Genomic DNA, 25,908 nt, shown 5'->3' with positions numbered 1-25,908 from the left:
GGCGCGGCCTAGCGTTCTGAGCACTCTAGCGCTTTAGGCATAAATACTGCAAATTTATTGAAGCGGAGGATTGAAGCTCTCAGAGACGCCGAGGCGGCAGGTCGGGCTTCGCATAGGCCATGCGTTTCGGTGCATCCACGCGGTGATAGGCATCAAGGCCGCTCAGGGCAACCGTACCGGCGGCAACAAGGTCCAGCGTTCCATCGTCCCGACAGGCAGCATCTGGCAACGCAACAAACACGACTTCGCCAATCACCAAGTGGGTGCTGTTAATCGCCAGCGGCATATGCTCGCGAAGGCGCAACACCATGCTCACCTGCGCCTCAGCGACCATTGGCGCCTCAAACCCCGGCTCCCAGAGCGGGGTCAGCCCTGTCGCATCAAACTCTGAAACCTCTGCGGGATACCTAGCCGCGCATTGGTGTGCCGCTTCGACAATCTCTGCGTTGACGTGGTTAATAGAATAGCACTGCGTTTCTAGAATATTTTTGAGCGTATGTCGCTCATCGCCGCCGGGGCGAATCACCAGCGCCAGCAGCGGTGGGTGGGAGCCCAGGTGCACTGCGGAGCTCATAATGGCGAGATTGGTCTGGCCCTGCGAGTCGGCAGTGCCCACCAGGTTGGCGGCCTTAAATCCCGACAAGCTGTTTACAAACGCTGCGCGCTCGCGGCTTGCCATAGCGGCAATGTTATCTGCGTTTATTTTCATCTGCCCTCCTCCGAGTACTTACGGCGAGGACAGTAACACGGACCAAATTAAATGCGGGTTACAGCTGCCGTTTCAGGCCTCGCTGTCGAGCCGCCAGACACACCGGGATGCTCCCGAGAATCGGCGTTTGGACTCCTCCACTTTTGCGCCGTTGCTGTGCGCCTCAGGTACGCCGTTTTCCTCATACCACTGCTCCCATTCATAGGGCGTCAGAGTTTTGGGGATTTCCTTACCCAGCGCACGCTGTAGTGACTTGCCGCGCAGGCTGTTATCGGCATGCTTATTGGAACTATTAAAAAACATGATTCTCACCTCAACTGCTAAAGCGACTCGACAAAAGCCGCTATATGTTGCATGTCCTCGTCGCTCAACATGGACGACTGGGCCCACATCAGAGAGCTCTGATTGCCCCGCGTCTCGCCATTTTTGTATTGGACCAACTTGGCATATATCTCTTCCGCTGTCTGTCCGGCGAGAGCCGGGCCGATTCCCCCCTCGCCCTGCTGACCATGACAGGCCACACAACCTGCATAGGCTGCTTTGCCCAGCTCCTCGGGGGACGCGCTCGCCCGGGCCTCGGCCTGTGCCGCCGCGAGCATGACCACACCGCCCGTCTCATCCTTCCAGGCCTCATAGCATTCACCGGTACAACCGTGCACTCGGCCTTGGTTAAACTGATTGCTTTCCATGGCCCACAAGGGCAAACCCAGCGAAAACAGGGCAAACATCCAAAGATGCAGGTTTTTTCTCAACACGACACAAACGCCTCAGACAACTTGGTTACCTAAAGCTACGGGGAAGAAGAGGAAGGTAGATGCCTCGAGACCAAGGCAATGTTGGTCAAAAAGCGGGCTCTAACTCAACCGTCAACGGGAGTGAGAATCACTATCGCCAACCCATTGCGGGCAAAGATGCTAAGCCATGCTATCAGGCGCCGGAGAAAAAATGGCAGTGTAGCTACATCTACCGAAGACTCGCCGTCGCGCAGTACTACAGCTGTGGCATTGCGCCTGCGGCCCGCCAAAAAATAGCTCACATCCGGCTGCTTCAGCAGATTCTTGACCCAGAAAGAGCGCTGCCCACGCACCGTACTGACTATGCGGTATCTACCCGCTCGAAAGCTCAACAACGGGGTGGAGCGGAGTTCACCACTGATAAAACCGGTGGACTCCAGCAGAATCAACCCTGCCGGCAGCAAGCGTGGGGAGCCAATGCCCCTCCGCACCGCCGGCTCTACCACCGCATTAAGTTGGCGAAAGAATTGCTGCTCGAGCTTGGGAGAGACGGCTTTCAATGGATTCAGACCCCGTGGCTATCACAACACTATACGCGCAAACGCCTCGCCCGGACTCGATCGCTTACACGGGGACTCGTTAAAGCGTTGAAAACCGGCACTCTTCCCNAAACCGCCGCAATCAAGTAGTTATCAACCATCAATCCGGGAAAAGTCGAGAAAAGCGCACCCTAAAAGTGACCCATTCCTCACTTTCCGGATCTGTGGGTTTTATCTGTGCCCTGCCCCCTCTACCATTGCCTGAATAATGAACAAAAATGCTCCATCCGCTCGCAGGGGTGACACCGTTGCAGGGACACACATATGAAACCACGCCAAGACTCACTGTTGGGCCAGGCTTCCCAGGACGAACTCACCGCCTGTATACGTCTACTGGCACTGAACGTGGTGCAGCAACGCTCCAATGGCGAGTTCACTTCATTCCGCGATTCAGCGGAAATGCTCCGTCCCGGCAGCGCTGATCCAAACAAGCTGGAACTGATTGTCGGCAGCCGCAATGTCGTCGAAGAGGCCCTGGAACTGGTGCGTACCCTGGCCGCCGAGCCACAACCAGAGCAGGCAGACGAGGTCGCCGCCAAACCCGAGGAACGGCGCCGTCACATGCGCATTGCCGTCTCGGCGCCCATCAAACTACTCTGGCCCGGTGACGAAACACCGACGGCTGCTCGCCTGCAGGACATTTCCTGGGGCGGCGCGGCAATCAAGGTGGACAAGGTCAAAATGGTCAGCAGCGACACGCTCAAGGTCATTATTCCGGGCATCCATGGCACCCCCATTACCATCGATGCGAAGTACTTGCGCAGCTGGAAGCTGGATGAAGGTGCCGGTGAAGGCCTGGCGGTGCGCTTTACCAGTATGGCGACACGCGACCAGGACGAACTGGAAGCTGTCCTGCTGCGGCTGGCCCAGTCCGGTGACAGTGACGGTCAGCGCGAGCACGCGCGCCTGCACCAGCGCCTCGACCTGCAGTTTGAAGGCGACGAACTCAAAGCTTCACTGGAGGATATTTCCGCCGGGGGGCTGGGAGTTACCGTGCCGGAACCCCTGGAAATTGGTCAATCCTTACAGGCGGTAATCAGCACGTTCGACGACAAGCACAGCCTGAAGCTGCGCGCTCGTGTGGTCCGCCAGGAAACCATCAGCATGGGTAAAACGGAGCTCTATCACGCGGGCCTCAAGTTCGAACACCCGCCTGAAGAGCTGGCAGAACTGACCAGTGCGCTGATCAGTCAGATCGGGGGTAACCGCTAGTTCTGTACTTCCGGTAACAGCGGCGGATCAATTTCGTCGCTATCGCATTGCTATCATCGCAGGTTAATCGACTTCCACGCCTCCCCCGTATACCGTTCAAGATCCACGCAGGGTACTGCCTACCTTGCGTAAACGACAATAAATCGACCTGGGAGCAGGAATATGATCAACCACGTAATGATTGGCACTGACGACATAGAGGCCTCGCGAACGTTTTACAATGCCGTACTAGGCGTTCTGGGGGCTGGCGCGCCGATAGAGCACACGAACGCCACCGGGCAACTGCGACTTTTCTACTTGCACAGCGGCTCTACGTTCTGCCTGACACAACCCATTAACGAGGAGCCGCCCAGTGTGGCCAACGGCTCCACCATCGGATTTACCTGCGATTCACCGGAGCAGATCAAGGAGTTTCACGACGTGGCCATTGCCAACGGCGGTCAGAGTATCGAAGAACCGCCCGGCGNACGCACCGGAGACATGGGCGACGTTTACCTGTGCTATTTCCTCGATCCGGACGGCCATAAAATCTGTGGCTTCCACCGCCCAGGATAACATCACCTTCGCGGCACCCCGGGGCCTGCGCGCCCCGAGTCGCCCGGTAGTTAGAGCACGAGTAGATGAAAGCCGCAAAGCCAACTCGCCCAGCCAGCCTGGCCATTACCCTGGTAATGCTGCTTACGGTGTTCGGCTGCATAGCGAGTGAGAGCAACCCTGGCCACTACGAACAAGTGCGGCCTAACAGAGATGGTATCGGCAAGGTTTATATGGGCCGTGAAATCTCACATGTCATGGGTCACCTCGGCGCGGGTTGGTTGGAGCGCCCTCAGCGCGAGCGCGAGGAACGCACTGACTTGCTGATCAGCAGTATCCAGCCCCAAACGGATGACACCATCGTCGACCTGGGCGCAGGCACGGGTTTCTTCGCGTTTCCTCTGGCAGAGAAAGTTCCACAGGGTCAGGTCCTGGCCGTGGATATCCAGCCCGAAATGCTACAAATCCTGCAACAACGAATCGATTACACAGGGGCTACCAACGTGGTTCCGGTGCAGGCCACCGAATGCGACCCGGCGCTGGCAGGCTACAGCGTTGACCTGGTCCTGCTGGTAGATGCTTACCACGAGTTTTCTTGCCCCCGGGAGGTCATGGAGGCGGTGGTGGCATCGCTGTCTGAGCGGGGCCGCGTGGTATTGGTCGAATATCGGGGTGAAGACCCGAGCATTGGTATCAAGCGTCTGCACACCATGACAAAAAAGCAGGTAGTGCGCGAGATGGCCGCTGTAGGCCTGACACTTGAGACGGTGCTCGACGTGCTACCCAAGCAACACATCATGGTATTCACGCGGTAGTCGCTTATGGAACCGCGTCTGATCCTTGTTCTAGGAGACCAACTCACCCTTGATCGCGCAGCATTGGCAGACGCTCGCCCTGGGGTGGACACCGTCCTGATGGCGGAAGTGGCTGACGAGGCAAATTACACCAAACACAATCGCCATAAACTGGCGTTTATATTCGCAGCCATGCGTCACTTTCGTGATGCACTGCAGGCACGGGGCTTCACCGTCGAATACCTGACGCTGGATGACAACATCGACAGTCTCTGCGACGCGCTCGACCAGGTATGGAACCAAGAACACTTTGCCGAGGTAGTATGCTGCGAGCCTGGCGAATTCCGCGTTCAGAGCCTCCTTGACGCCTGGTCCACGCGCAGGGCAGTCCCGCTTAAGTGGACGACTGACGATCGGTTCTTGTGCGATCGAGACACCTTCAGCGACTGGGCCAGCGGCCGCAAGCAGCTGCGCATGGAGTACTTCTATCGGCTGATGCGGCGCCGTTACAGTGTGCTGATGGAAGGAGATAAGCCTGCTGGCGGGCAGTGGAACTACGACAAGGAAAACCGCAAAGGCTGGCGCAACAAGCACACCCCGCCGCCACTGTGCGCCAGCGAAAACGACCCGGTACTGGACGAGGTCATCAGCCTGGTCAATCGCCGCTTTCCCGACAATCCCGGCGATCTTGATACATTCCACTGGGCCGTTACCCGGCCGCAGGCACTAGAGCGGCTGCAACACTTTGCCAGTCACTGCCTGCCGCTGTTTGGCACCTACCAGGATGCCATGGCTGAAGACTTTCCCTGGCTTTACCACAGCCTGCTATCCCCGTACCTGAATGTCGGCCTGTTAGACCCACTGGAAGTCTGCGAAGCCGTGGAAGACGCCTGGCGCGAAGGCCATTGCGAGCTATCAGCGGCGGAAGGGTTTATTCGCCAGATCCTCGGCTGGCGCGAGTATGTGCGCGGCATATACTGGTATTCCATGCCTGAGTACGCGCAGCGCAACGGCCTCGAAGCCTCGGCTCCCCTGCCCGCTTTCTTCTGGAACGCCGATACCGACTTGCACTGCCTGCACAAGGCGCTCGATCAATCATTGCAGTTGGGCTATGCCCATCACATCCAGCGGCTAATGGTCATCGGTAACTTCGCATTGCTAACCGGTCTGGACGTGGCCGAGGTCTGCGATTGGTATCTCGGGGTTTACATAGACGCATTCGAATGGGTGGAGTTACCCAATACCCTGGGAATGGCGCTGTCCGGCGACAATGGCCTGATGGCGAGCAAGCCCTACGCCGCCACCGGCAAGTATATCCAGCGCCAGGGCGATCACTGTAAGCACTGTCGCTACAAGCCGACACAAACAACCGGTGATGGCGCGTGCCCCTATAACAGTCTCTATTGGGCGTTTCTGCACCGCCACGAGGTGCGCTTCAGCAACAATGCGAGAATGGGCCTCGCCATGCGCAACTGGCAGCGCAAACCAGAAAGTGAGCAAACTGCTATTCTGGCCTGGGCTGGCAAGGAACAAGCACGGCTGGCGCCGGCACGCCGCGCCACCTAGTGATTGCAGTTGGCGCCCTCGTCGCCCGAACCATACAGACGTCGGTAACGCCAGCCTGCCCAGAGCGCGTACCCAACATCAGCCAGCTGACGAATGACCGGCCACCGCAACCAGGACAGCCACGCGCCACGTCCGGCGTATGTCCAGGCCCTGACGTTGGCGTCGACACCGGTGAGCCATTGCCCGTCGGCTAGGCGCATATGCAGATCACGCAACAGGGTATCCCGATCGGGCATGCCAGGTTCGGCGAGAATACCGTGAATATCCACCAATTGTAATTCATCGGATTTCAGCGTCGCCAGCTTGTCCATTTCCCGCAGGCACAGCGGACAGCGCCCATCGTAGTAAAGGGTGGCTGCGGGCAAGGGCTTACTCATCGACGACCGCACTCTCAGCAGCAAGGTTTTCAGGTATAGCCATGGGCCAGTCTGCCGCGTCAGTCACATACTCGGGCTGGGGCTGGCAATGACCTCGCCAGCGCGCCGTGAAGGCGCCATCTTTATCATACAACGCCGCCTGTTTTTCCTGGTTGAAATGTCGTCCACCACGGGGGTCTGCACCGACACCGGCAATGTACTGCCAATTGCCATAATTGCTCGCCACGTCATAATCGATAAGGTGCTTTTCGAAAAATGCTGCCCCGTAACGCCAGTCCATGCCCATTTCATTAATAAGATAACTAGCTGCAATCTGGCGCCCGCGGTTGCTCATCCAACCCGTCTCGACCAACTGATGCATCAATGCGTTAACCAACGGTACGTCCGTGGACCCGGCACACCAGCGCGCATAACTGCGCGGCTCGAACGTACACAGCGTGAGGCGGCGTCGCGCGCCACCTCGATGGAACAGGCTTGCGGGATCGCGCAAAGCGCGCCNCTGGAAAAACTCCCGCCACAGCAGTTCTTTCAGCAAGTGCTCGCTTGAACGACTCTTGCCATATTCTTTCTCGTACTCAAACAACGACTTGGCGACTGAGCGAACAGACAAGCTGCCATTCGCGAGCCACGGCGAAAGATTGGAGGAAGAAAAAAGTCCCTCAAGATCATTTCGGGTTTCGAGATAATGATCTACAGAGCGTTCACGAAACATCCAGGTTTCCAAACGCACCCTCGCCGCTTGCTCGCCACCCTTGAAGGCGAAAGCGGGGTGAGCCCGAGTGGTGGGTGCCGGGATCTTGTATGCATCCAGGCCTACTGGCGTTGGAGGTAACGAGGCCACTTCCAAAGGGGACTCGATTCTGCGCTTCATTAACGCTTTGCAGAATGGTGTGAAGTGTGGCGGCAAACTGGGCATCCAGGCATCCAGACTCGACGGCGGAAAAAGCTGATTGCCTGGCAACACGTTGAGTGGAACACTCAAAGAGTGTTTCAGCCGCTCCACCGAGGCCTGTTCATGGACGCCAGGAACCGAAGCGATATTGATGCGTGCGACATTGAAGTGAGCTGCTAGACGAGGTATTACCTGATGCAGATAGCCCTTCTCATACAGGAGGTCTTGTCCTACCGAACGCAACTCCATCTGCAGACTACACAAGCTCTCGCGAAGAAACCTCCCGCGCTGCGCGCCAACGCCCCGAACCTGAAACCAGGGTTGATCTGGCTCCTCCACATAAACGCACAACAATCTCTGAGCTTTCTCATGGGCAAACAGTGCCGCATTGTCTTGCACACGCAGATCACGGCGAAAGACGAACATTTCTGTTCTTTCAATACCTGTCGCCATGTCAAAGCTTCCCGATTCGTTCTTGATGCGGACCTACAGCCGTCTCATCGGGCTCAGGAACTGCTTACCGTGGGAGTGTCAGCCTGGCTGGTTCTTTTTGGCATTTGCCAACTTCTCTTGAAGCAGTTTCCGCCAGGAAGGCACCTCCGCGTCTCTGACACTGGTGTGTTTCTCAGTATTTCTTGTCCAGTTAATGGGGGTTCTGTCTAAACCGCCAGATTCAAATGCCACGCTCATTTTCGCTCACCTCTTAAGTCTGTTTAGTCACTCAGTAGGCTTCTTAAAAATAGTTACGTTCCGAACATCCTCACCGGATCAAGTGCCGCCTCCTGCCGTTTTGGTGAGTGTCAGTGTTTTACGCTTTCGCTCGTCACACTCAGCATCAATCCTTTCGCGTATCTCCTCACGATCTACGCGCATGCTTCGTTGGGCATCAATGCCGATTCGAACCTGATTGCCCTTCATTCCCAGCACCGTGACGGTAACTGGCCCTTCAAGAACATCCTCCAATTGACCAATTTTCAGGCTCTCGCCAATTCGCCGAGTCACAATAAGCACATGCTCTCCTTCTCGCTAACGTTCAAGTTCCCTGCCCAGTTCTGCTCCAAGCAATCGATTTATGCAAGTATCATGCCATCGATAAGTGCTAATATTTATTCAAATTTTTCAAATGCTTAGAATACTGCAAACATGTCTGCTACACTTTTGAGACACTGATCGAGACATTCAACTGTCTCACAAGACACACAGGCTCATCATGGACACACAACATTCCCCTGACTGGTACATGCGTCTACTGGGCGCCATGACCCGCGCGCAGTCTCAATTGATAGGGACAGTAGATAGACAACAACTGTTTGACGGACTTCTTGACGCTCTGCTGGAGCTCGGGGATAGCGAGTACGGCTTTATCGGAGAGACACATCTCAACGAAGAGGGAACTGTCTACCTCCGAACGCATGCCATTACCAACATCGCCTGGAACGAGTACACTCGCAAACACTTTGAAGAAAACGCGCCGAACGGCCTTGAGTTCCACAATTTGAAAACGCTCTTTGGTCACGTCATGACTGAAGGCAAACCTGTCGTTGCGAATGCCCCGGCTGAGGATCCTCGACGCGGCGGGCTGCCACTGGGCCACCCAGAGCTAAGGTCATTTCTGGGTCTACCACTGCATAGCGCAGGACGCATGATTGGGATGGTTGGTATTGCAAATCGCCCGGATGGCTATGACGAAAAACTCATCGAAGACTTATCGCCCTTCCTCCAAACCTGCGCAAACGCGATCTTCGCATTGCGCGCTGATGACGAAAGGAATCAAGCTGTTAATGAGTTGTCCGACGAGCAGCAGCGCCTACACGCAATTCTCGACAGCGCCTATGAGGCAATCATCACGATAGATCAATCTGGCGTCATTGAATCCATCAACCAACAAGGGGAACAGATGTTTGGATACTCCGGCGAAGAACTGGTCGGCGCCAACGTAAGCACCCTGATGCCCGCGCCATATCGACTGGAACACGACAGCTATATCTCGAACTATCTCGATACAGGAGATAGCAAAGTGATTGGCCAGGGACGGGAAGTCCTTGGACTCAAGAGAAACGGCGAGGAATTCCCTGTTCATTTGACGATTACTGAAACCAAAGTCAAAGATACCGCGCTATTCATTGGCATGGTTAAAGATCTCTCCGAGAGAGATCAAGCTGACGAAAAACTGAGGCAACTGCAAAGACAATTAGACAAGAGCCGGTTCGGACAAATGATTGGAAAAAGCCCACCAATGCAGAACCTGTACAGAGTTATCAACGATGTGGCGAGTGGCGATTGGACCGTATTGATCGAAGGTGAAACAGGCTCGGGGAAAGAACTTGTTGCAAGGGCGATTCACGCCGCAAGCCAAAGGAGCAAGGGCCCTTTCGTTGCAGTCAATAGCGGCGCACTTACTGATTCCCTGCTAGGGAGTCAGCTCTTTGGGCACCGGCGCGGCGCTTTTTCGGGAGCCATTAAGGACCAGCTTGGCTACTTCCAGGCTGCCGAGGGAGGGACTTTATTCCTCGATGAAATTGGGGACATCTCAGATGAGGTACAGATCAGTTTATTGCGAGCCATAGAATCAGCAGAAGTAGCACCCATAGGACAGGTAGACACGCAACAGATCGACGTTCGTATCATCGCAGCCACTAACAGGAATCTAGCCGATACTGTAAGAGAAGGCACTTTCCGTAGTGACCTTCTATACAGATTGCGCGTAGGGAGAATCATTGTCCCTGCGCTGAGAGAGCGACGTCAGGATATCCCGCTGCTTGCTGAGGCATTTTTGGCTGAAATGCGGCTGGCTACAGGCAAGGCCATGAACCCCTTAGCCAATCCAGTAATGCACTTACTCGAGAACTATACCTGGCCTGGAAATGTGCGGGAGCTTAAGAGCGCCATTCAGTTCGCTACCATTCACTGCCGAAATGATTCGATCAGTCTTCACGATCTCCCGCCCGAGATTCAGCACCAGGAGGTCGCCACTCTTCAAGGTGCAAGCAAACAATCGAGCCTCGAGCAAGACATAGTTCTTGCGTTGGAGCAGACGGGTGGAAATCGTACAGCAGCAGCGCGATTGTTAGGCATGAGTCGCGCAACGTTTTATCGCAAACTAAAGGACCTGGGCATCAAATAGGTCACTGGGTTCGGGGTTGGGACATCACTTTTTGTAGTGACAAATTTAGGGCATGTTCCATGCCTTATCCAGGCTCTTGCTGCAGCCCAACACCCAAAGACAATCAAAGGTGATTCCCAAATCATCTGTCCCATTCCAAGGAGGCCACTATGGCGCCAAATTCAAAGATAGCCGTCATCGGCTCGACGAATTGGGACATCTGTCTTTACCTCCCTACCCTACCCGCTCGTGGTGAAACCGTGGGTGGTGGTGAACTGAAGTCCAACCTGGGTGGAAAAGGTGCCAACCAGGCCGTGGCGGCTCACCTGGCAGGGGCCACCACCACGTTTATCAGTTGCATCGGTGACGATGGCAGCGGCAACGACATCTTGGCAAGGTTCAATACCCTGGGCCTGGCTACCCATGGGATCACCCAGATACAGAATACGCCTACCGGCACTGCCTGCATCTTCATCGATGCTGCTGGCGAGAACTGTATCGGCCTGACGGCAGGCGCCAATGAAGCGCTTTCGAAGGGGCTGATCGACTCACAGCTCGACCAGATAAACGATGCCTGTGTGGTGGTCCTGCAATTAGAAATTCCCATGGATTCTGTCGTTCATGCCGCGACACTGGCTTCCCGACAGCAACAGACAGTTATCCTCAATCCGGCGCCCGCCCAGGCTCTGCCAGAAGCGCTGTTCAAACACATCACGATTATCACTCCCAACCAGAGCGAACTGGCGACCATCACCGGCATGCCCACGGATACCCCCGAAGCCATAAATAGCGCCGCTGCGGCCCTGCTGCAAAAAGGCATTGATACCGTGGTTGTCACGCTGGGTGGCGAGGGAGCCATGCTCGTCACTCCTAGCCGCTCGCAGTTATTTCCCGCACAATCTGTCACTGTGGTCGATACCACCGCCGCTGGCGACTGCTTCAACGGTTACCTGGCAGCTCACCTGGCAACCCATGGCCTCACAGACATTGACGCCGGCATTGAAACCGCCATCCGCGCATCCGCGATTGCGGTGTCACGCCCGGGCGCCGTGGCATCACTACCCACCGCGGACGAGGTGAAAGCGAGTACCGGCTAGGTATTACTCTGTATTACAGAAAGCCCTCTCTCGCTGGTAAACGGCTCCCTCTCAGCTATAAGTCCTGTACAAGCGCCGCACGTCGATGCGTGCATTCTTTTGCGCAGAACACAGGGGAGCCATCATGACCAATCTCATCATCTGCTGCGACGGCACCTGGAACAATCCCAGCCAGGAAGATAACGGGGTGCCTGCGCCCACCAATGTCGTCAAATTATTCAACGCGATTGGTGACGACGACGGCATAGACACACTGCAAAAAAAGTACTATCACCCGGGCCTGGGCGGTGAAGACATGGGGCTCAAGGAGAAGTTACTGGGCGGCGCGCTTGGCGTTGGAATAACGCGCCATATCTGCAGCGCCTATCACTGGCTGGGCACGCAGTACGAGGACGGCGATCAGGTCTACATCTTCGGTTTCAGCCGGGGTGCGTTCACGGCACGCTGTCTGGCCGGCATGCTCAACAAGGGCCTTCTGAACCTGCGCGGCATTAGCTCCAGGCAGGCGTGGCGCCGGGTGGAGTCTGCCTACAAGTCCGGCTATCGCAAGAACAAACGCAATCGCATCAAGTCAGAGTGGGCTGCCTTTAATCGCGGCAACGGACTGAAAGTACAATTTCTCGGCGTATGGGACACTGTGGGTGCCCTGGGTATTCCCGATGATCTGGAACTGCTGAACTTACTGGACCGGCCTGACAAGTGGCGCTTTCACGACAGCAAACTCGGTAAGAATGTGCGCTGCGGCCGTCACGCCATGGCGCTGGACGAATTGCGCAGCAGCTTCACCGTCACCCATTGGAGCAATGCGGACAAACACGAGAACTGTCAGGAGCTATGGTTTCCCGGCGTGCACTCCGACGTCGGCGGTGGATATGCAGAGACTGATCTCTCCGACAGCGCGCTTGACTGGATGATGGCGGAGGCCGAGAGCCAGGGGCTCGACTTTCGCAGCGGCGCCGTAGATCAACTGCAGCCCAACCCCAATGGCGTAATGCACAATTCCTATCGTGGCTTGTTCGCCGCAATGCGCTCGCGTCCACGGGCGATTCCTGAGATGGGGCTCGACGCCAACTCGAGCGTGTTCCACGACAGCGCCCTCACCCGCCAACAAACCTCGCCTCTCAGCTATCCCGAGTACTATCCGCACAGATCTCTGGATGTTGGCGAATCGATTACGCTGCCCGTTTATGCCGACACGCGCTGGAATCCCACGCACCTGTTCCTCAATGCGGGCGAGGAATATACCTTTAGTGCCAGCGGTGAATGGCAGGACAGCGCCGACACCTGCGACTGGCATGGCACCGAGGACGACAAACTAACCGTGGGCGACATCATCCGCAGCACCTCCGCCTTTCTAGGCAGGTTTGAGAGCCTGTACCGCAAACTGACAGACAACAATGCCACCGATTTCCTCGGCACCAAGCGCATAGAAAATTTTCCCTGGTTTGTGCTCGTGGGCGCTATCGCCAACGACAGTGGTGCTGACAATGCGGTCGCCAACGACGGCAGCCCGGTGGCCCATGAATACATAAAACTTCCGGACTTCGTCACCTCGCCACTGAAAGTGACCCAGGCCGGCTACCTGTACACATTTCCGAATGATGTCTGGTCACTGTACGAAAACAATCACGGCAGTATCGACCTGACGATTACCCGGGTAAGTTGAACGGCAAAATACGACTACTACTCAGCGCGCAACCTGGCTCAGTTTCATTTATTATTGCGGCTAACAATAATGACGCCGGGCCAAACAGTATGTTGCGCAAAGTCACCTCTCTCCTCGCCTGCCTTTCGCTGGCGCTGACCCTCACTGGCTGCGGCAATGCCGAGCAATCCTCGGCACCTGCATCGACGCCCGAAGATACGCCCGACAAACCGCGTGTGGCCCTGATCATGAAGTCGCTGGCCAATGAATTTTTTATCAATATGGCCGCAGGGGCCGAACAACACCAGGCGCAAAACGATAGCTACGAACTGGTGGTCAATGGCATCAAGAACGAAAGTGACCTCGCGCAACAGGTATCGCTGGTGGAACAAATGATGGCCACCCAGGTCGATATCATTGTGATTGCCCCGGCGGATTCCAAGGGCCTGCTACCGGTGGTCAAGCGCGCTATCGACCAGGGTATTGTCGTGGTCAACATCGACAACAAGTTTGACGACAGCATCCTCGCAGATATGGGCATCAAGGTACCCTTCGTGGGTCCGGACAACCGCGAGGGTGCCAGGCTTGTCGGCGACGCGCTGGCAGCCCAACTCACTGCCGGCGACCAGGTCGCCATCATCGGTGGTATACCGGGTGCCTTTAATGCCCGACAGCGCCAACTGGGTTTTGAGGATGCCATGAACGCCGCGGGCATGGCGATTGTCGCCACCCAGGCTGCCGACTGGGAGCAGGCCAAAGCAGCCAGCGTAACAGGCGCCATTCTCAGCGAAAACCCTGATCTCAAGGCCATTCTTGCCGCCAATGACAGCATGGCTCTCGGTGCCGTCGCCGCGGTTCGCCAGGCCGGTAAAACTGACGCCATTGCCGTGGTGGGCTTTGACAACATCTCCGCCGCCGCCGAATTGGTCCAAACGGGTGAAATGCTGGCGACGGCAGATCAGTTTGGCGACCAGCTCGCCGTATTCGGCATTGAGTATGCTCTGCAGATACTCGGTTCCGGCGATATTCCTGAAGATCGTAAAACACCGATCGAGTTAATTACCCGCTAGCATGGTGATAACGCCCCTGCTGCGCCTGAAGGGGATTAGCAAATCCTTCGCCTCTCCGGTGTTGCATGACATTCATCTGGACGTTCAACCCGGAGAAATACATGCGCTAATGGGAAGTAACGGCGCGGGCAAGAGCACGCTATGTAATCTTGTCGCCGGTATCCATCATCCCAACGCGGGCAGCATGGAGTTTGGCGGCCACCCCCATGCACCGAAATCACTGCGGGATGCCGAGTGCAGTGGCATCCAGATGGTCATGCAGGAACTGAGTTTGTTCCCTACATTGAGCGTCGCCGAAAATCTCTGCTTCAACCGCCTGGGCAAGCGCGCCGGATTGATCGATCACGCCGACCTCAGACAGCGCGCTGCAGCCATGCTGGCGGCCCTCGACATGGATGATATAGACCTGCAGGCGCCGGTGGCTGAACTGGGTGTCGGCCTCCAGCAGCTGGTGGAGATCGCCAGGGCGATTTCCCACGACGTGAAACTGCTTATCCTCGACGAGCCCACCGCCTCCCTGACTGACCCGCAAATAGACACCCTGTTTCAGCGCCTAGAGGCGATGCGTGAGCGCGGTGTCAGCGTTATTTATATCTCACATCGCATGGATGAAATTGCCCGTATTGCCGACCGGGTATCGGTATTGCGCGACGGCGAGCGCGTAGCCACCCTGCCGGTTGCTGAAGCCACCACCGACACGATTGTCGAACTCATGGCCGGTGCTTTAACCGAGCCGGCAGCTGCCCAAACTGGAAGCGAACAACCCGCTGCCCCGCAGGTGTTGATGAAGGTCGACCGACTGGGACTCACCGGTTCCATCCAGAACATCAGTTTCGAGATTCGCGCCGGTGAGGTCCTTGGCATTGGTGGGCTGATTGGTTCGGGGCGCACAGAACTGCTGCGCGCGATTTTCGGCGCGGATCGTGCTGACAGCGGCGCTCTGCGTTTTGCACAAGACAACTTTCAGCGCGCTCAAGTCATGCGCTCGCCACGCGAGGCCATCGACGCAGGTATCGGGCTGGTTGTGGAAGACCGCAAAGGCCAGGGGCTGCTATTGCAGGATTCCATATCCAGCAACATGTGTCTGGGAAAATTGCGCGAGCTCACGCACACAGGCGGAGTTGTCAGCGCGGCCGACGAGCACGCCATGGCAAGCGAAATGCGCGAAAAACTGCAGATCAAGTGCGATGCGTTTGGGCAGCCCGTGGCCCAACTTAGCGGCGGCAACCAGCAGAAAGTCCTGATTGCGCGCTGGCTGCTGAATGATCTGCCGGTGCTGTTGTTCGACGAACCCACTCGCGGCGTCGACGCCCGGGCCAAGAGCAGCATCCAGTCGCTGCTTGGCACCCTGGCAGCGGCGGGTAAAGCGGTAGTCGTCGTCAGCAGTGAAACAGATGAGCTGATTAAGGTTTCCGATCGCATTCTGGTGATGTCTAACGGGCGTCTCGCCTGCGAATTCAATGCCCGCGAGGTCACTGAAGAACAACTACTCGAAGCGAGCTTCAAATACTATTCCAAGGCAAGGCATGCTTAATATAAAACTTCCGTGGAATTCTCTGGGCCTGATTGCGGTGCTCTTGGCACTGGTGCTGTTTTTCAGCCTTGCCAGTGAATACTTTTTCACCGGTGTCACATTCCGTACGCTGGCTAACCAGATTCCCACACTGACCGTGATAGCAGTGGGAATGACCTACGTGTTGCTGATCGCCGGCATCGACCTGTCTGTGGGCTCCGTCATGGCACTGTGCTCGGCGGTGATGGGCGTAGTGATTGCCGATATGGGTATGCCCCTACCCGTGGCCATTGCGGCGGCTCTTGCCTCTGGCCTGATGGCGGGGCTGGTGAATGGTCTGATCAGCGCCCGCTGGGCGATACCCTCATTCGTTGTCACGCTGGGTATGCTGGAAATTGCGCGCGGCGGCGCCTACCTGGTGACCAATTCCGAAACCCGCTATCTCGGTTCTTCGGTAGAAATTATTGGCTCTCCACTGGAAGGTTTAGGTGTATCACCCGCGCTGATTTTCGCTGTTGTAGTGGTCGTTGTCGCTCAGTTCGTGCTTAGCAAGACCGTTTTCGGGCGCTATATGATCGCCATCGGCACTAACGAGGAGGCCGTGCGCCTCACCGGTATCAATCCCGTGCCCTGGAAAATATTGGTGTTCGCCCTGTGCGGTCTGCTCGCGGGCCTGGGCGGTGTGTTCCAGCTCGGCTATCTACAGACCGCAGATCCCAACGCGGGCATTGGCCTGGAGCTCTCAGCCATTGCCGCCGTTGTCATCGGTGGCACCAGTCTCACTGGCGGTCGAGGCTCGGTGGTCAATACATTTATTGGGGTGTTAATCATTGCCGTGATCCAGACGGGCCTGGCACAAATGGGCGTGTCGGAGCCTTCCAAACGCATCATTACCGGTGCTGTGATTATCGCGGCTGTCCTGTTTGATCAGTTCAGGGAACCCATGAGCCATCGCCTGAGAACAATTCTCTTGCGCAGGTAGTCGCAGCGACGATGATGTTCGTCGCATTAGCCTACACTTACATCGTAAGTACCCTAGTATGGGCGCAACGTGGTAATTCAGGGGACGATACATGCGTGTACTTAGACATTTGATATTGGCGATTGCCGGGCTATTGGGTATCGCCCTGATTGCGCTGGCGCTGGTGGTCAGCCACACGGATGACTGCCCTGCACCTGCGGCACCCTCCTCAGCAGCACAAACAGCCACGGTCATCAGCTACCACTGCTACGGTCCGCCAGAAGTGCTCACCCAAAGCGTCATCGACAGGCCTGCGCCCGGCCCCGAGGAAGTCCTGGTGAAAGTGCACTACGCCGGCATTAATCCACTCGACTACCACCACATGCGTGGCTCTCCCTACTTAATGCGGCTCGGCATCGGGCTGGGCGCTCCGGAGGTCACCCGATTGGGTGTCGATTTTGCAGGCATTGTCGAGGCAGTGGGCGAAACCGTGAGTGCCTTCAAACCCGGCGATCGCGTATTCGGCGGCAAAACCGGCGCCTTCGGCAGCCATCTGGTGATTAACGAAGGGGGTGCCATTGCCCACGTACCCGCAAACGTTCCGCTGGAGCAAGCGGGTGTTGTCGGCATTGCTGGTGTCACAGCACTGCAGGCGCTAGTGGACGAAGGCGAGCTTGAAGCCGGCGACAGCATTCTCATTAATGGCGCCTCAGGCGGCGTCGGCACGTTTGCGGTGCAGATCGCAGCGGCTATTGGCGCCAAGGTCACCGGGGTCAGCAGTGCCCGCAACCACGAGTTGGTGCGTGAACTTGGCGCCGTGCACATGATCGATTACAAAAGCATTAACTACACTGACATGCCCCGACGCTATGACATCATTCTGGACATGGTAGGCAACCATTCACCGCTGGCAAATAGCAGCGTGCTCAAGCCCGACGGCAAGTTAATAACGGTCGGCGGTTCCAAGGGTAACTGGATTGCGCCACTGCTGGGCCCCGTAAACATTCTGATCAGCCAACCCTTCATGGCACAGGAGTCGATTATGTTGCTGGCCCAGATGCGCAAGGAAACGTTGGTTGACCTGGCCCGCTATATGGAGCGGGGCGAATTGACCCCAAGTGTGGGGCATCGCTTCCAACTTGGAGAGATACGCGAGGCTATGGCCCTGTCTGAATCGGGTCGAGCGAGAGGTAAGATCGCAGTTGCCATTCCCTAAGCGTCCAGTGCTCGCTGCCATGCGACCATAAAAAAGGGGGCCATACAGCCCCCCGAGAACGCAACTTGGACAAGACCTCGTCGGTCGCTGGCAGAGCCAATCAATAAAGATCGGCTTCCATCACCTTGTTCCAGGCAGCCACAAAGTCGCTGAGGAATAGGGCCTCGCCATCGTTTGAGGCGTAGGTTTCCGCTACCGCGCGCAGTTCCGAGTTTGACCCAAAGATTAGGTCAACCGAAGTCGCGGTGTAAACCGCCTTGCCGGTGGCGCGATTTGTTCCAATATACGTCGCCTCACCGGACTTAGACCACTCGTTGTCCATGGTCAGCAGGTTGACGAAAAACGCGTTGTTCAGCGTGCCTGGGTTGTCGGTCAGGACACCGGCGGTGGCGCCATCTGCGTTAGCGCCCAGAACACGCATACCGCCGAGCAGTGCTGTCATCTCCGGAATCGTCAGGCCCAGCAGATCCGCCTTGTCGATCAGCATTTCTGTCGGTGGCATATACGCTTCACCCGTGTAGTAATTGCGGAAGGCGTCTGCCTTGGGCTCCAACACCGCAAAGGAGACAACATCGGTCATTTCCTGGGTGGCGTCGCCACGCCCGGTCGTGACCGGCACATCGATCTTGTGACCGGCTTCCCGCGCGGCCTGTTCGATGCCAGCAGCGCCACCAATAACAATCAGATCAGCCAGCGATACCTTGCCGTGGTCTGCCTGGATGGCGCCTAGCTTGGACAGCACCTGCGCCAGTTCTTGAGGATTGTTCACCGCCCAGTCTTTTTGCGGCGCAAGTGCAATCCGTCCACCGTTTGCGCCGCCGCGCATATCCGACTCACGATACGTAGAGGCAGATGCCCAGGCGGTACGCACCAGTTGCGGTACCGTCAGGCCCGATTTCAGGACGGCCTTTTTGAGCTTGGCCACGTCGCGGTCGCTGAGGGTGTTGCCCTCGGGCACCGGGTCCTGCCAGATGTAGGTCTCCTCGGGTACTTCCGGCCCCACATAGCGCGCGCGAGGCCCCAGATCCCGGTGGGTCAATTTGAACCAGGCCCGGGCGAAGGCGGCATCAAACTCCTCGGGGTTCTTCCAGAATCGCTCTGCGACTGCGCGAAAACCGGGGTCCTCCTTGAGCGCGATGTCAGTGGTAAACATCACCGGCGGATTCCGTCTGCTCGCGATATGCGCGTCGGGCACGATTTCGTGCATCCGCTTGTCCACAGGGCGCCATTGCTGGGCGCCAGCGGGACTGGTGTGCTGTTCCCAATCCATCCGAAACAGATTATCGAGATAGAGAATCGACCAGGCTGTAGGGGTCTGGGTCCAGGCGCCTTCCAGACCACTGGTTACCGTGTCTTCGGAGTGGCCCTTGCCACAGCTATTCTTCCAACCAAAGCCTTGCTCCTCGATGGGCGCTGCGCCCGGCTCAGGACCAACGCAATCAGCGGGCTTGTGGGCGCCGTGACCCTTACCCAGGGTGTGACCGCCGGCCACCAACGCGACGATCTCCTCATCATTCATGGCCATGCGGCCAAAGGACTCACGCATGTCCTGAGCGGCCGCGAGGGGATCCATATTGGCATTAGGCCCTTCCGGATTCACGTAAATCAGGCCCATTTGTACGGCCGCCAGAGGCCGCTCCAGTTCGCCACCTTCATAGCGTTCTTCATTGCTCAGCATGGAGGTTTCCTTACCCCAGTAGACCTCGTCCGCCTCCCAGTCGTCAGCCCTGCCACCGGCAAATCCAAGGGTTTGGAAGCCCATGGATTCCAGCGATACATTACCGGCGAGAATCATCAGGTCTGCCCAGGACACCGAGCGTCCATACTTTTGCTTTACCGGCCACAGCAGGCGGCGAGCCTTGTCCAGATTGCCGTTGTCCGGCCAGCTATTCAGGGGATCGAAACGTAGCTGGCCGCCATCGGCACCGCCGCGCCCATCGTGCACACGGTAGGTGCCCGCGCTGTGCCAGGCCATGCGAATCATCAGGCCGCCATAATGGCCCCAATCCGCTGGCCACCAGTCCTGGGAGTTGGTCAGCGTGGTTTCGATGTCATTCTTCAGCGCCTGATAGTCGACTTTGGAAAATTCAGCGACGTAATCGAAGTCGGCCCCATAGGGATTGGATCTCACGTCGTGAACGCGCAGCGAACTCAGGTCCAACTGCTCCGGCCACCAGAATTTATTGGTGGGGGCCCCGATAGGGGTGGCGTTAACGCTACCTGCGAGCAGCAGTGGCGTCAGTGTGGCCGCCGCCACAGCAACGGCAAGTCTGGATGGTTTAAACATGATCTATCCCTCGTGAAATTGATTTTTCCGGGGCGCTCAAAAGCACCCAACGTCCATTCAGCCTAGAGCCTCGGCACGTAAATGCTTAATTGAAAAAATTGAACATCAAAATCACATTTCCCGATTGCACTGGAACAACGCCACGTTCAGAAAAATCAATCACTTTGATACAAACGATCAAATGGCTGAATGAATGGTGTATCCTATCTAATGTTGGCATCGATGAAGGTGGAGCCAAAACCCGGTCATGATCTCCCTGAAACAGATTCACTACGCGCTTGCCGTAGAGCGCCACCTGCACTTCAAAAAGGCGGCTGAGGACTGCAATATTTCCCAGTCGGCCCTGAGCACGGCCATGTCAGAAATGGAGAAACAACTCGGTTTCCAGGTGTTTGAGCGCGATAATCGCAAAGTACTGGTCACGCCCCTGGGGCAGCAAGTGCTCGAACGCGCGCGCCAGATCAAATTGCAAATGGAGGACCTGACCAAGCTGGCCGATGCCCAGCGCGAGCCACTGAGCACACCGCTGACCATAGGCGTGATTCCCACTATTGGCCCCTACCTGCTGCCCAAGGTGCTGCCGGCGCTGCACCAACACTATCCCGCCCTGCAACTGGATATCATTGAAGATCAATCTGCCGAAGTGCTGGATCAATTGCGCCGAGGCGCACTGGATGCCGCCATAGTCGCGCTGCCCTATGACTGCGAGGGCCTGCTTACCTTCCCGTTCTGGCGTGAAGATCTGTTGTGGATTCTCAACAGTGAAGACGCAGCCGCATCGCTGCGTGTGGCCAGCGCCAAGGACCTTGCGGAAACTCACCTGATGTTGCTCAAGGATGGCCACTGCCTCACCGACCACGCACTGTCGGCCTGCCAGCTGGAGAGCATATCGCCGCACAAGTTCAGCGCCACCAGCCTGTCGACACTGATTCAACTGGTCATCGGCAATATCGGCTCTACGTTGGTGCCGCAAATCGCCTTGGAGCAGCTGGTGAGTGGCGATAAACGACTGGCCAGCATACCCCTGGAAGAGCCGGGGCCGCATCGCGAACTCGCGATTGCCATCCGCCCCAACTATCCCGGCATGGCCAATATTGAAGCCCTGCTGGCGCTGTTTCAAGATCAATTGGCGGCTGCCTGAAATCTCGACTATTCGCCAAAAGAAGACTTACCCGAACCCGTCGTTCGCCTATACTCGGGCCCAATAAGAACCCAAGGGGACAGTTATGGGCCTGCGAGAAATCCTGCTCCTCGGCGCTATTTTCGGCGTCGGCTACTGGTATTACGAGAACTACATCGCCCGGGGCGGCCCCGATCTGCGTGAGGCCCAGTGGGAAATAAACCGCAAGGCCATGACGGAGTGTATTGCCCGCGAAGAACGCCTGAGCACGATTGCCGGCAACGCCGGCGTGACGCGCAATACTTCCGACGTGCAGCTGCGCTGTGCCGAAGAACTGAATCTTTTCTGGGAGGACGGCCGTTGGAATTCCTATTAACGCTCAAGCGTTAGCACTGCCCTGCAGCAGCCGCGTGGCCAGCTGCACCTCTTTGAGGAACAACACCAGCGCCACAATCAGTAATAGCAAGGCCACCACAAAGAACACGGCTATCACCTCGTCGCTGTTGAACGTCCACATACCGCCAACAAACAAGCTGACCACCAACAGACACACCATTAACGCAGATGCGGTACACAAGCCAATTGACCAGTTAATGATTTTTACCCGGCGCCAGAGGGTGCGCAGCTCGGCATTGGCCACATCCAGGCGCACCGATTCTTCTAACTCGGTCACCCGCTGCTCAAGCACCCGGGCCCGGTCGACAATGCGCCCCAGGCGGGCCGACAGAACATTGAGAAAACCAGCGATGCCGGCCAACAGAAACACCGGCGCCACGGCCGTGTGTATGGTCATCGCCAGCGTACTTGCAGAAACGTCCATGCGCGCATTCCAGTATTAGTTGGGGCTATCAGGGCAGAACAATACCCTACCCTGACAGCCTCGCGAAGATGTCGACAGTGACCTCCAGTCGCTACTGCGAGTGAACCTGATGCCCCCGTCAGACCGGGGACGCCCTAGCTGGCTATTTTAGACGACTCCACAGGTAGGCGTACTCCAACGCCGAGGCGCGGGCCCGCTGCTCATTGGTCGATCCTGCCCCGTGGCCACCCTCTGTATTCTCAAAGTACAGTACCGGATGGCCGTAGCTCTGCAGCTTGGCGACCATTTTACGGGCGTGGCCGGGATGCACCCGATCGTCACGCGTTGTCGTCCAAATGAATGGCTCGCCGTAGTTATTGTCCTTGCTGATCAGGTGATACGGCGACCAGGTCTTGATGTATGCCCACTGCTCGGGCTTGTCGGGGTCACCGTATTCAGAGATCCAGCTCGCGCCATTGAGCAGCTTGGTGTATCGCTGCATATCCAGCAACGGCACCTGGCTGATCACCGCGCCGAACAGATCCGGGCGCAGCATCAGCGAGCCGCCAACGAGCAGACCGCCCTGCGAGCCACCGCGAATGCCCAGGTGCTGGGGCGAGGTAATCTTGCGATCGACAAGATCTTCTCCGACCGCAATCAGGTCTTCAAAGTTCTTCATGTGATTTTCCTGCACCGCCGCCTGGTGCCAGGCTGGACCAAACTCACCGCCACCGCGAATATTCGCTACAGCGAGCACACCCCCGTTCTCCAGCCAGGATTTGCCGGTAACCGCGCTGTAAAACGGTGTGTAGTTCTCGGCAAAACCGCCGTAGGCAATCAACAGCACCGGTGCCTTACCGTCGCTGGGTGTTTTATGCGGCCCCACCAGAAAATAGGGGATCTTGGTGCCATCTGCAGACGTGGCGTGTAACTGCTGCACAGAGAGCGACTGCGCATCGAACAGCGGCTGCATCTGCTTCACCGCCGCCGGCGCCCGGCCATCGCGGGTGTGGTACAACGCGTCGGGCGTCAGAAAGTCTTCATACTGGTAGTACAAACCATCGTGATCGTGGGCGAGGGTTTCTGAAGGGCAACTGCAGGTAAAGGGATTGGCCGCTACCCCCAGGCCAGGGAGCTGGATGTTCTCAGAGTCCCAACCGTCGGCCGTGCGACTCGCCCGGTATAGCCGACTGGTCACATTGTCGAGTGTGGCGTAATAGAGCTCGCCGTTGGTCGCCTGAACCCAGTCGAGTGAGACCCGCTCGGACGGTGAAAACAACGTGGTGGGAACGGGCTTGCCAGCAATAAGTTGCTCAATGTCCACAGACACCAGCGCGCCACCGGGAATCGTCTGGCCGGCAACGGACCAATCACTGGGTACCTTCAGGAGTAATTCATCGCCAAAGGCGGCCTGAATCTGGATATCCTGGGGCAGTGCCAGCGGAAATAACTGCTCGCCGTCCCAGAGCACCTGCTCACCATTAAAGAAATCGACAGCACGCGTCAGTACAAAGTAGGACTTGCCCTTGACCTCGGCAGCGCGGGCGTAAGCAATGACGTCTTCACGCCCCACCTCAAACAGCAACTGGGCCTGATCCAGGGACTGGCCGCGCTTAAGCACCTTCAGCTGACGCGGCAGCGTTGACACTGTCAGGCTGCCCTCGCCCCAATCCGTACCGATCAACCAGCTGTCCGCATCAATCCACGACACGTTGCTCTTGGCTTCAGGGAGGTGCAAACCATCCTTCACAAACGTCTTTTCCTGCAGATCGAACTCGCGGATCTGCGAGGCATCGCTGCCGCCGGGCGACAGCGTCAGCAGGCAGCGCTGATTGGCCGGCGCTAGGCAGTTCATACCCTTGAATACCCAGGGGCGCCCCTCGCGTTTACTCAACGCATCAAGGTCCAGAACAGTTTCCCATTCGGGCTCATTGGCGCGATAACTCTTGGCGCTGGTGCGGCGCAAAATACCGCGCGGATGGGCATCGTTCTGACGGTAGTTATACACGTCATCGCCCACCGGGATCGGGCGCTGGATAAGATCATCCGAGTCGAGAATAGCCAGCGTCGAATCATAAGAGGCCTGATAAGCCGGCTCCGCCATCAAGCGCTTGGTCGAGACCGCATTCTGCTGCTCCACCCAGGTCAGCGCCTTATCGCCTTGGATATCTTCCAGCCAGAGGAAGGGATCTTCGGTTTCGGCCACGGCATTCACACCCATGAGTGCCGCTGCCATTAACAGGGGTTTAAGATTCATGTACTTGCCTCGTTGCTCTGCCTGGATACAGGCTTATTCACAGCTGCGCTGGTCCGCAGGTGTATTGAGTAATTCTTCCAGCAGCACCGGCCGGTCCGTCATAATGGCATCCACCCCGAAGGCTATCATCCGCAGCATGTCCTCGCAGGTGTTAATCGTCCACACCTGCACGGCCAGGTTGGCGGCGTGCGCGTCCGCGACAAAGTCCTCGGTGACCACCTCAAGAAAGAAGTCATCCGGCAATTGACCGGACCCGGTAATCTGACTGGTGTCCGGCGGCACCTGGAACGCCACGTGCTCAGGTACGGGTGGAATCACCCCGTCTCCCAGCGACCCAAGTACCAGCGCAGACCCCTGGTCGAGGGGGACCGAGGTATGTACACAGGGCGCCACTGCCTTGAAGTTCATCGCGGCCTCATCCACGAAAGACGCCGCTATCACATCACTGGCGCGGCCGTAGCGCTGCAACAGTGAAGCCATCTGGCCCTCGTAGTCGCCCACACCGTCGAGATCCGGCTTGAGCTCGACATTGATGAGGTTATGGGGAAAACGCTGCAGGGCCTCTTCCAGAGTAGGTATCTGGAAATCTTCGCGGCTGTAACCTGGCGGTGGCGGGGCATCGCCCGTGGCGATACCGCGGAAAACGTAAGCGTCGTCGGGCCGATCATGGGGCGTGCCTTCCCCGGGTACAAACCAGTAAGCGGCATCCAGGGCTTTGAGCTCAGCCAGCGTGAGATCCACTACCCGGCCGGTGCCATTCGTGGTGCGATCCACGGTCAGGTCATGCAGCACAACCAGTTCATTATCGGCTGTCTGATACACGTCCATTTCCAGCACGTCGGCACCGACTACAGCGACTTCACCATAAGCGAACAAGGTATTCTCGGGGAAGTCGATAACGCCACCGCGGTGGGCGTAGTTGAGCGGATCGGCGCCGAAGACACGCCAGGGATTCTCGGTGTAACTGTAGGGCGTATCGCAAGCGGTATCATCGTTGGCAATCGTGCCGGTGGCAGTAACATCGACGAGATTGGCATTGCCCTGCACACTGAGCTCGAGGGTAAATGTCTCGGCCGATTCCTCTTCGGCATCGCCTAATAGATCAACACTGATGAAGGCCTCAAGCTCGCCTGCACGAATCACCGCTTCACCCGCTGTGTCGAGATAATCATCACCGGCTGTGGCCGACTCAGCTTTGGTTGAGTAGTTAATGCTGACGTCCCGCGGCTGGGGTACGTCCAGTACCGCGCGAAACATCAGGCTGGGCATTTCGCCCGGAGCGCCTTCAGGCAGAGCCGTTGAAATTACCGAGAGATTGGATGCACTGACAGCAGGCCGAGGGTCACTGTCAGAACAGGCCGCCACCGTAAGCAGAGCCACGGCGACGGAAAGAGGTTTATGGATTTTCACACTATGGGTCCTG

24 protein-coding genes are annotated in these 25,908 nt (G+C 57.2%); 13 read left to right on the top strand and 11 right to left on the bottom strand.

Features of this window, described 5'->3' with window-relative positions; translation table 11 throughout:
* Positions 1-79: 79 nt before the first annotated feature.
* The 4 genes from A3709_RS18515 to A3709_RS18500 form a co-directional block, all read right to left on the bottom strand.
* On the bottom strand, positions 80-709 hold the full coding sequence (locus A3709_RS18515) for a flavin reductase family protein (RefSeq protein ID WP_066058030.1): 630 nt from the start codon (positions 707-709) through the stop codon (positions 80-82).
* 72 nt (positions 710-781) lie between these two features.
* Positions 782-1,012 carry a hypothetical protein gene (locus A3709_RS18510; protein WP_066058027.1) on the bottom strand — a complete coding sequence of 77 codons (231 nt, stop codon included), beginning with the start codon at positions 1,010-1,012 and terminating at the stop codon, positions 782-784.
* Positions 1,013-1,029: 17 nt separating this feature from the next.
* Positions 1,030-1,464 carry a c-type cytochrome gene (locus tag A3709_RS24905; RefSeq protein ID WP_304438780.1) on the bottom strand — a complete coding sequence of 145 codons (435 nt, stop codon included), beginning with the start codon at positions 1,462-1,464 and terminating at the stop codon, positions 1,030-1,032.
* Between the two features lie 104 nt (positions 1,465-1,568).
* The gene (locus tag A3709_RS18500; protein ID WP_066058021.1) at positions 1,569-2,003 is read right to left on the bottom strand and encodes a nitroreductase/quinone reductase family protein; all 435 of its coding nucleotides are present in this window, start codon (positions 2,001-2,003) and stop codon (positions 1,569-1,571) included.
* 303 nt (positions 2,004-2,306) lie between these two features.
* On the opposite strand from A3709_RS18500, the gene A3709_RS18495 reads away from it, so the two are divergent.
* The 4 genes from A3709_RS18495 (at position 2,307) to A3709_RS18480 (ending at position 6,148) form a co-directional block, all read left to right on the top strand.
* Positions 2,307-3,254, top strand: a complete 948-nt coding sequence (locus A3709_RS18495) for a PilZ domain-containing protein (protein WP_066058018.1) — start codon at positions 2,307-2,309, stop codon at positions 3,252-3,254.
* Positions 3,255-3,416: 162 nt separating this feature from the next.
* Entirely contained in the window at positions 3,417-3,809 is a 393-nt protein-coding gene (locus A3709_RS18490; protein ID WP_066058015.1) for a VOC family protein, read from the top strand.
* A 65-nt stretch (positions 3,810-3,874) separates the two neighbouring features.
* Positions 3,875-4,603, top strand: a complete 729-nt coding sequence (locus tag A3709_RS18485) for a class I SAM-dependent methyltransferase (protein WP_197484289.1) — start codon at positions 3,875-3,877, stop codon at positions 4,601-4,603.
* A gap of 6 nt (positions 4,604-4,609) precedes the next feature.
* Entirely contained in the window at positions 4,610-6,148 is a 1,539-nt protein-coding gene (locus A3709_RS18480) for a cryptochrome/photolyase family protein (protein WP_066058013.1), read from the top strand.
* Here A3709_RS18480 and A3709_RS18475 read toward each other — a convergent pair.
* From A3709_RS18475 to A3709_RS18465, 3 genes are all read right to left on the bottom strand, one after another.
* Positions 6,145-6,525, bottom strand: a complete 381-nt coding sequence (locus A3709_RS18475) for a thiol-disulfide oxidoreductase DCC family protein (RefSeq protein ID WP_066058011.1) — start codon at positions 6,523-6,525, stop codon at positions 6,145-6,147. The two genes, A3709_RS18480 and A3709_RS18475, sit on opposite strands and share 4 nt — an antisense overlap.
* Positions 6,518-7,870, bottom strand: coding sequence for a DASH family cryptochrome (locus A3709_RS18470; protein WP_231871243.1), 1,353 nt, complete (start codon positions 7,868-7,870; stop codon positions 6,518-6,520). The genes A3709_RS18475 and A3709_RS18470 overlap by 8 nt, the downstream gene beginning before the upstream one ends.
* A gap of 315 nt (positions 7,871-8,185) precedes the next feature.
* Positions 8,186-8,428, bottom strand: coding sequence for a carbon storage regulator (locus A3709_RS18465; protein WP_066058005.1), 243 nt, complete (start codon positions 8,426-8,428; stop codon positions 8,186-8,188).
* Between the two features lie 229 nt (positions 8,429-8,657).
* Between A3709_RS18465 and A3709_RS18460 the strand changes: the two genes are divergently transcribed.
* The 7 genes from A3709_RS18460 to A3709_RS18430 all read left to right on the top strand — a co-directional run bounded on the left by A3709_RS18460 (position 8,658) and on the right by A3709_RS18430 (position 18,022).
* Entirely contained in the window at positions 8,658-10,541 is a 1,884-nt protein-coding gene (locus A3709_RS18460) for a sigma 54-interacting transcriptional regulator (protein WP_066058002.1), read from the top strand.
* 149 nt (positions 10,542-10,690) lie between these two features.
* On the top strand, positions 10,691-11,617 hold the full coding sequence (rbsK, locus tag A3709_RS18455; protein WP_066057998.1) for a ribokinase: 927 nt from the start codon (positions 10,691-10,693) through the stop codon (positions 11,615-11,617).
* A 124-nt stretch (positions 11,618-11,741) separates the two neighbouring features.
* Positions 11,742-13,283, top strand: a complete 1,542-nt coding sequence (locus tag A3709_RS18450) for a DUF2235 domain-containing protein (RefSeq protein ID WP_066057995.1) — start codon at positions 11,742-11,744, stop codon at positions 13,281-13,283.
* 89 nt (positions 13,284-13,372) lie between these two features.
* On the top strand, positions 13,373-14,332 hold the full coding sequence (locus tag A3709_RS18445; RefSeq protein ID WP_156507849.1) for a sugar ABC transporter substrate-binding protein: 960 nt from the start codon (positions 13,373-13,375) through the stop codon (positions 14,330-14,332).
* Between the two features lies 1 nt (position 14,333).
* The gene (locus A3709_RS18440) at positions 14,334-15,866 is read left to right on the top strand and encodes a sugar ABC transporter ATP-binding protein (RefSeq protein ID WP_066057992.1); all 1,533 of its coding nucleotides are present in this window, start codon (positions 14,334-14,336) and stop codon (positions 15,864-15,866) included.
* Positions 15,859-16,827, top strand: a complete 969-nt coding sequence (locus A3709_RS18435) for an ABC transporter permease (RefSeq protein WP_066057989.1) — start codon at positions 15,859-15,861, stop codon at positions 16,825-16,827. Before A3709_RS18440 ends, A3709_RS18435 begins: the two co-directional genes overlap by 8 nt.
* 91 nt (positions 16,828-16,918) lie before the next feature.
* Positions 16,919-18,022 (top strand): NAD(P)-dependent alcohol dehydrogenase, encoded by a 1,104-nt coding sequence (locus A3709_RS18430; RefSeq protein ID WP_082850210.1) that lies wholly within the window; start codon positions 16,919-16,921, stop codon positions 18,020-18,022.
* A 100-nt stretch (positions 18,023-18,122) separates the two neighbouring features.
* Here the strand turns inward: A3709_RS18430 and katG are convergent, their stop codons facing one another.
* Positions 18,123-20,309, bottom strand: coding sequence for a catalase/peroxidase HPI (katG, locus tag A3709_RS18425; RefSeq protein WP_066057984.1), 2,187 nt, complete (start codon positions 20,307-20,309; stop codon positions 18,123-18,125).
* A 247-nt stretch (positions 20,310-20,556) separates the two neighbouring features.
* Between katG and A3709_RS18420 the strand changes: the two genes are divergently transcribed.
* Positions 20,557-21,450 (top strand): hydrogen peroxide-inducible genes activator, encoded by an 894-nt coding sequence (locus tag A3709_RS18420; RefSeq protein ID WP_066057982.1) that lies wholly within the window; start codon positions 20,557-20,559, stop codon positions 21,448-21,450.
* Between the two features lie 85 nt (positions 21,451-21,535).
* On the top strand, positions 21,536-21,805 hold the full coding sequence (locus A3709_RS18415) for a hypothetical protein (protein WP_066057979.1): 270 nt from the start codon (positions 21,536-21,538) through the stop codon (positions 21,803-21,805).
* A gap of 3 nt (positions 21,806-21,808) precedes the next feature.
* On the opposite strand, the gene A3709_RS18410 is transcribed toward A3709_RS18415, so the two are convergent.
* The 3 genes from A3709_RS18410 to A3709_RS18400 all read right to left on the bottom strand — a co-directional run bounded on the left by A3709_RS18410 (position 21,809) and on the right by A3709_RS18400 (position 25,895).
* Positions 21,809-22,249 carry a DUF2721 domain-containing protein gene (locus A3709_RS18410; RefSeq protein ID WP_066057976.1) on the bottom strand — a complete coding sequence of 147 codons (441 nt, stop codon included), beginning with the start codon at positions 22,247-22,249 and terminating at the stop codon, positions 21,809-21,811.
* 142 nt (positions 22,250-22,391) lie between these two features.
* Positions 22,392-24,485 carry a prolyl oligopeptidase family protein gene (locus A3709_RS18405; RefSeq protein ID WP_066057973.1) on the bottom strand — a complete coding sequence of 698 codons (2,094 nt, stop codon included), beginning with the start codon at positions 24,483-24,485 and terminating at the stop codon, positions 22,392-22,394.
* A 33-nt stretch (positions 24,486-24,518) separates the two neighbouring features.
* Positions 24,519-25,895, bottom strand: coding sequence for a glycerophosphodiester phosphodiesterase family protein (locus tag A3709_RS18400; RefSeq protein ID WP_156507848.1), 1,377 nt, complete (start codon positions 25,893-25,895; stop codon positions 24,519-24,521).
* Positions 25,896-25,908 lie beyond the last annotated feature (13 nt).

It is taken from the genome of Halioglobus sp. HI00S01 (genome assembly GCF_001635445.1).
Taxonomy (GTDB): Bacteria; Pseudomonadota; Gammaproteobacteria; order Pseudomonadales; family Halieaceae; genus Halioglobus; species Halioglobus japonicus.
The sequence above is the reverse complement of the archived record's forward strand: the minus strand, read 5'-3'. Positions and strand labels throughout refer to the sequence as shown.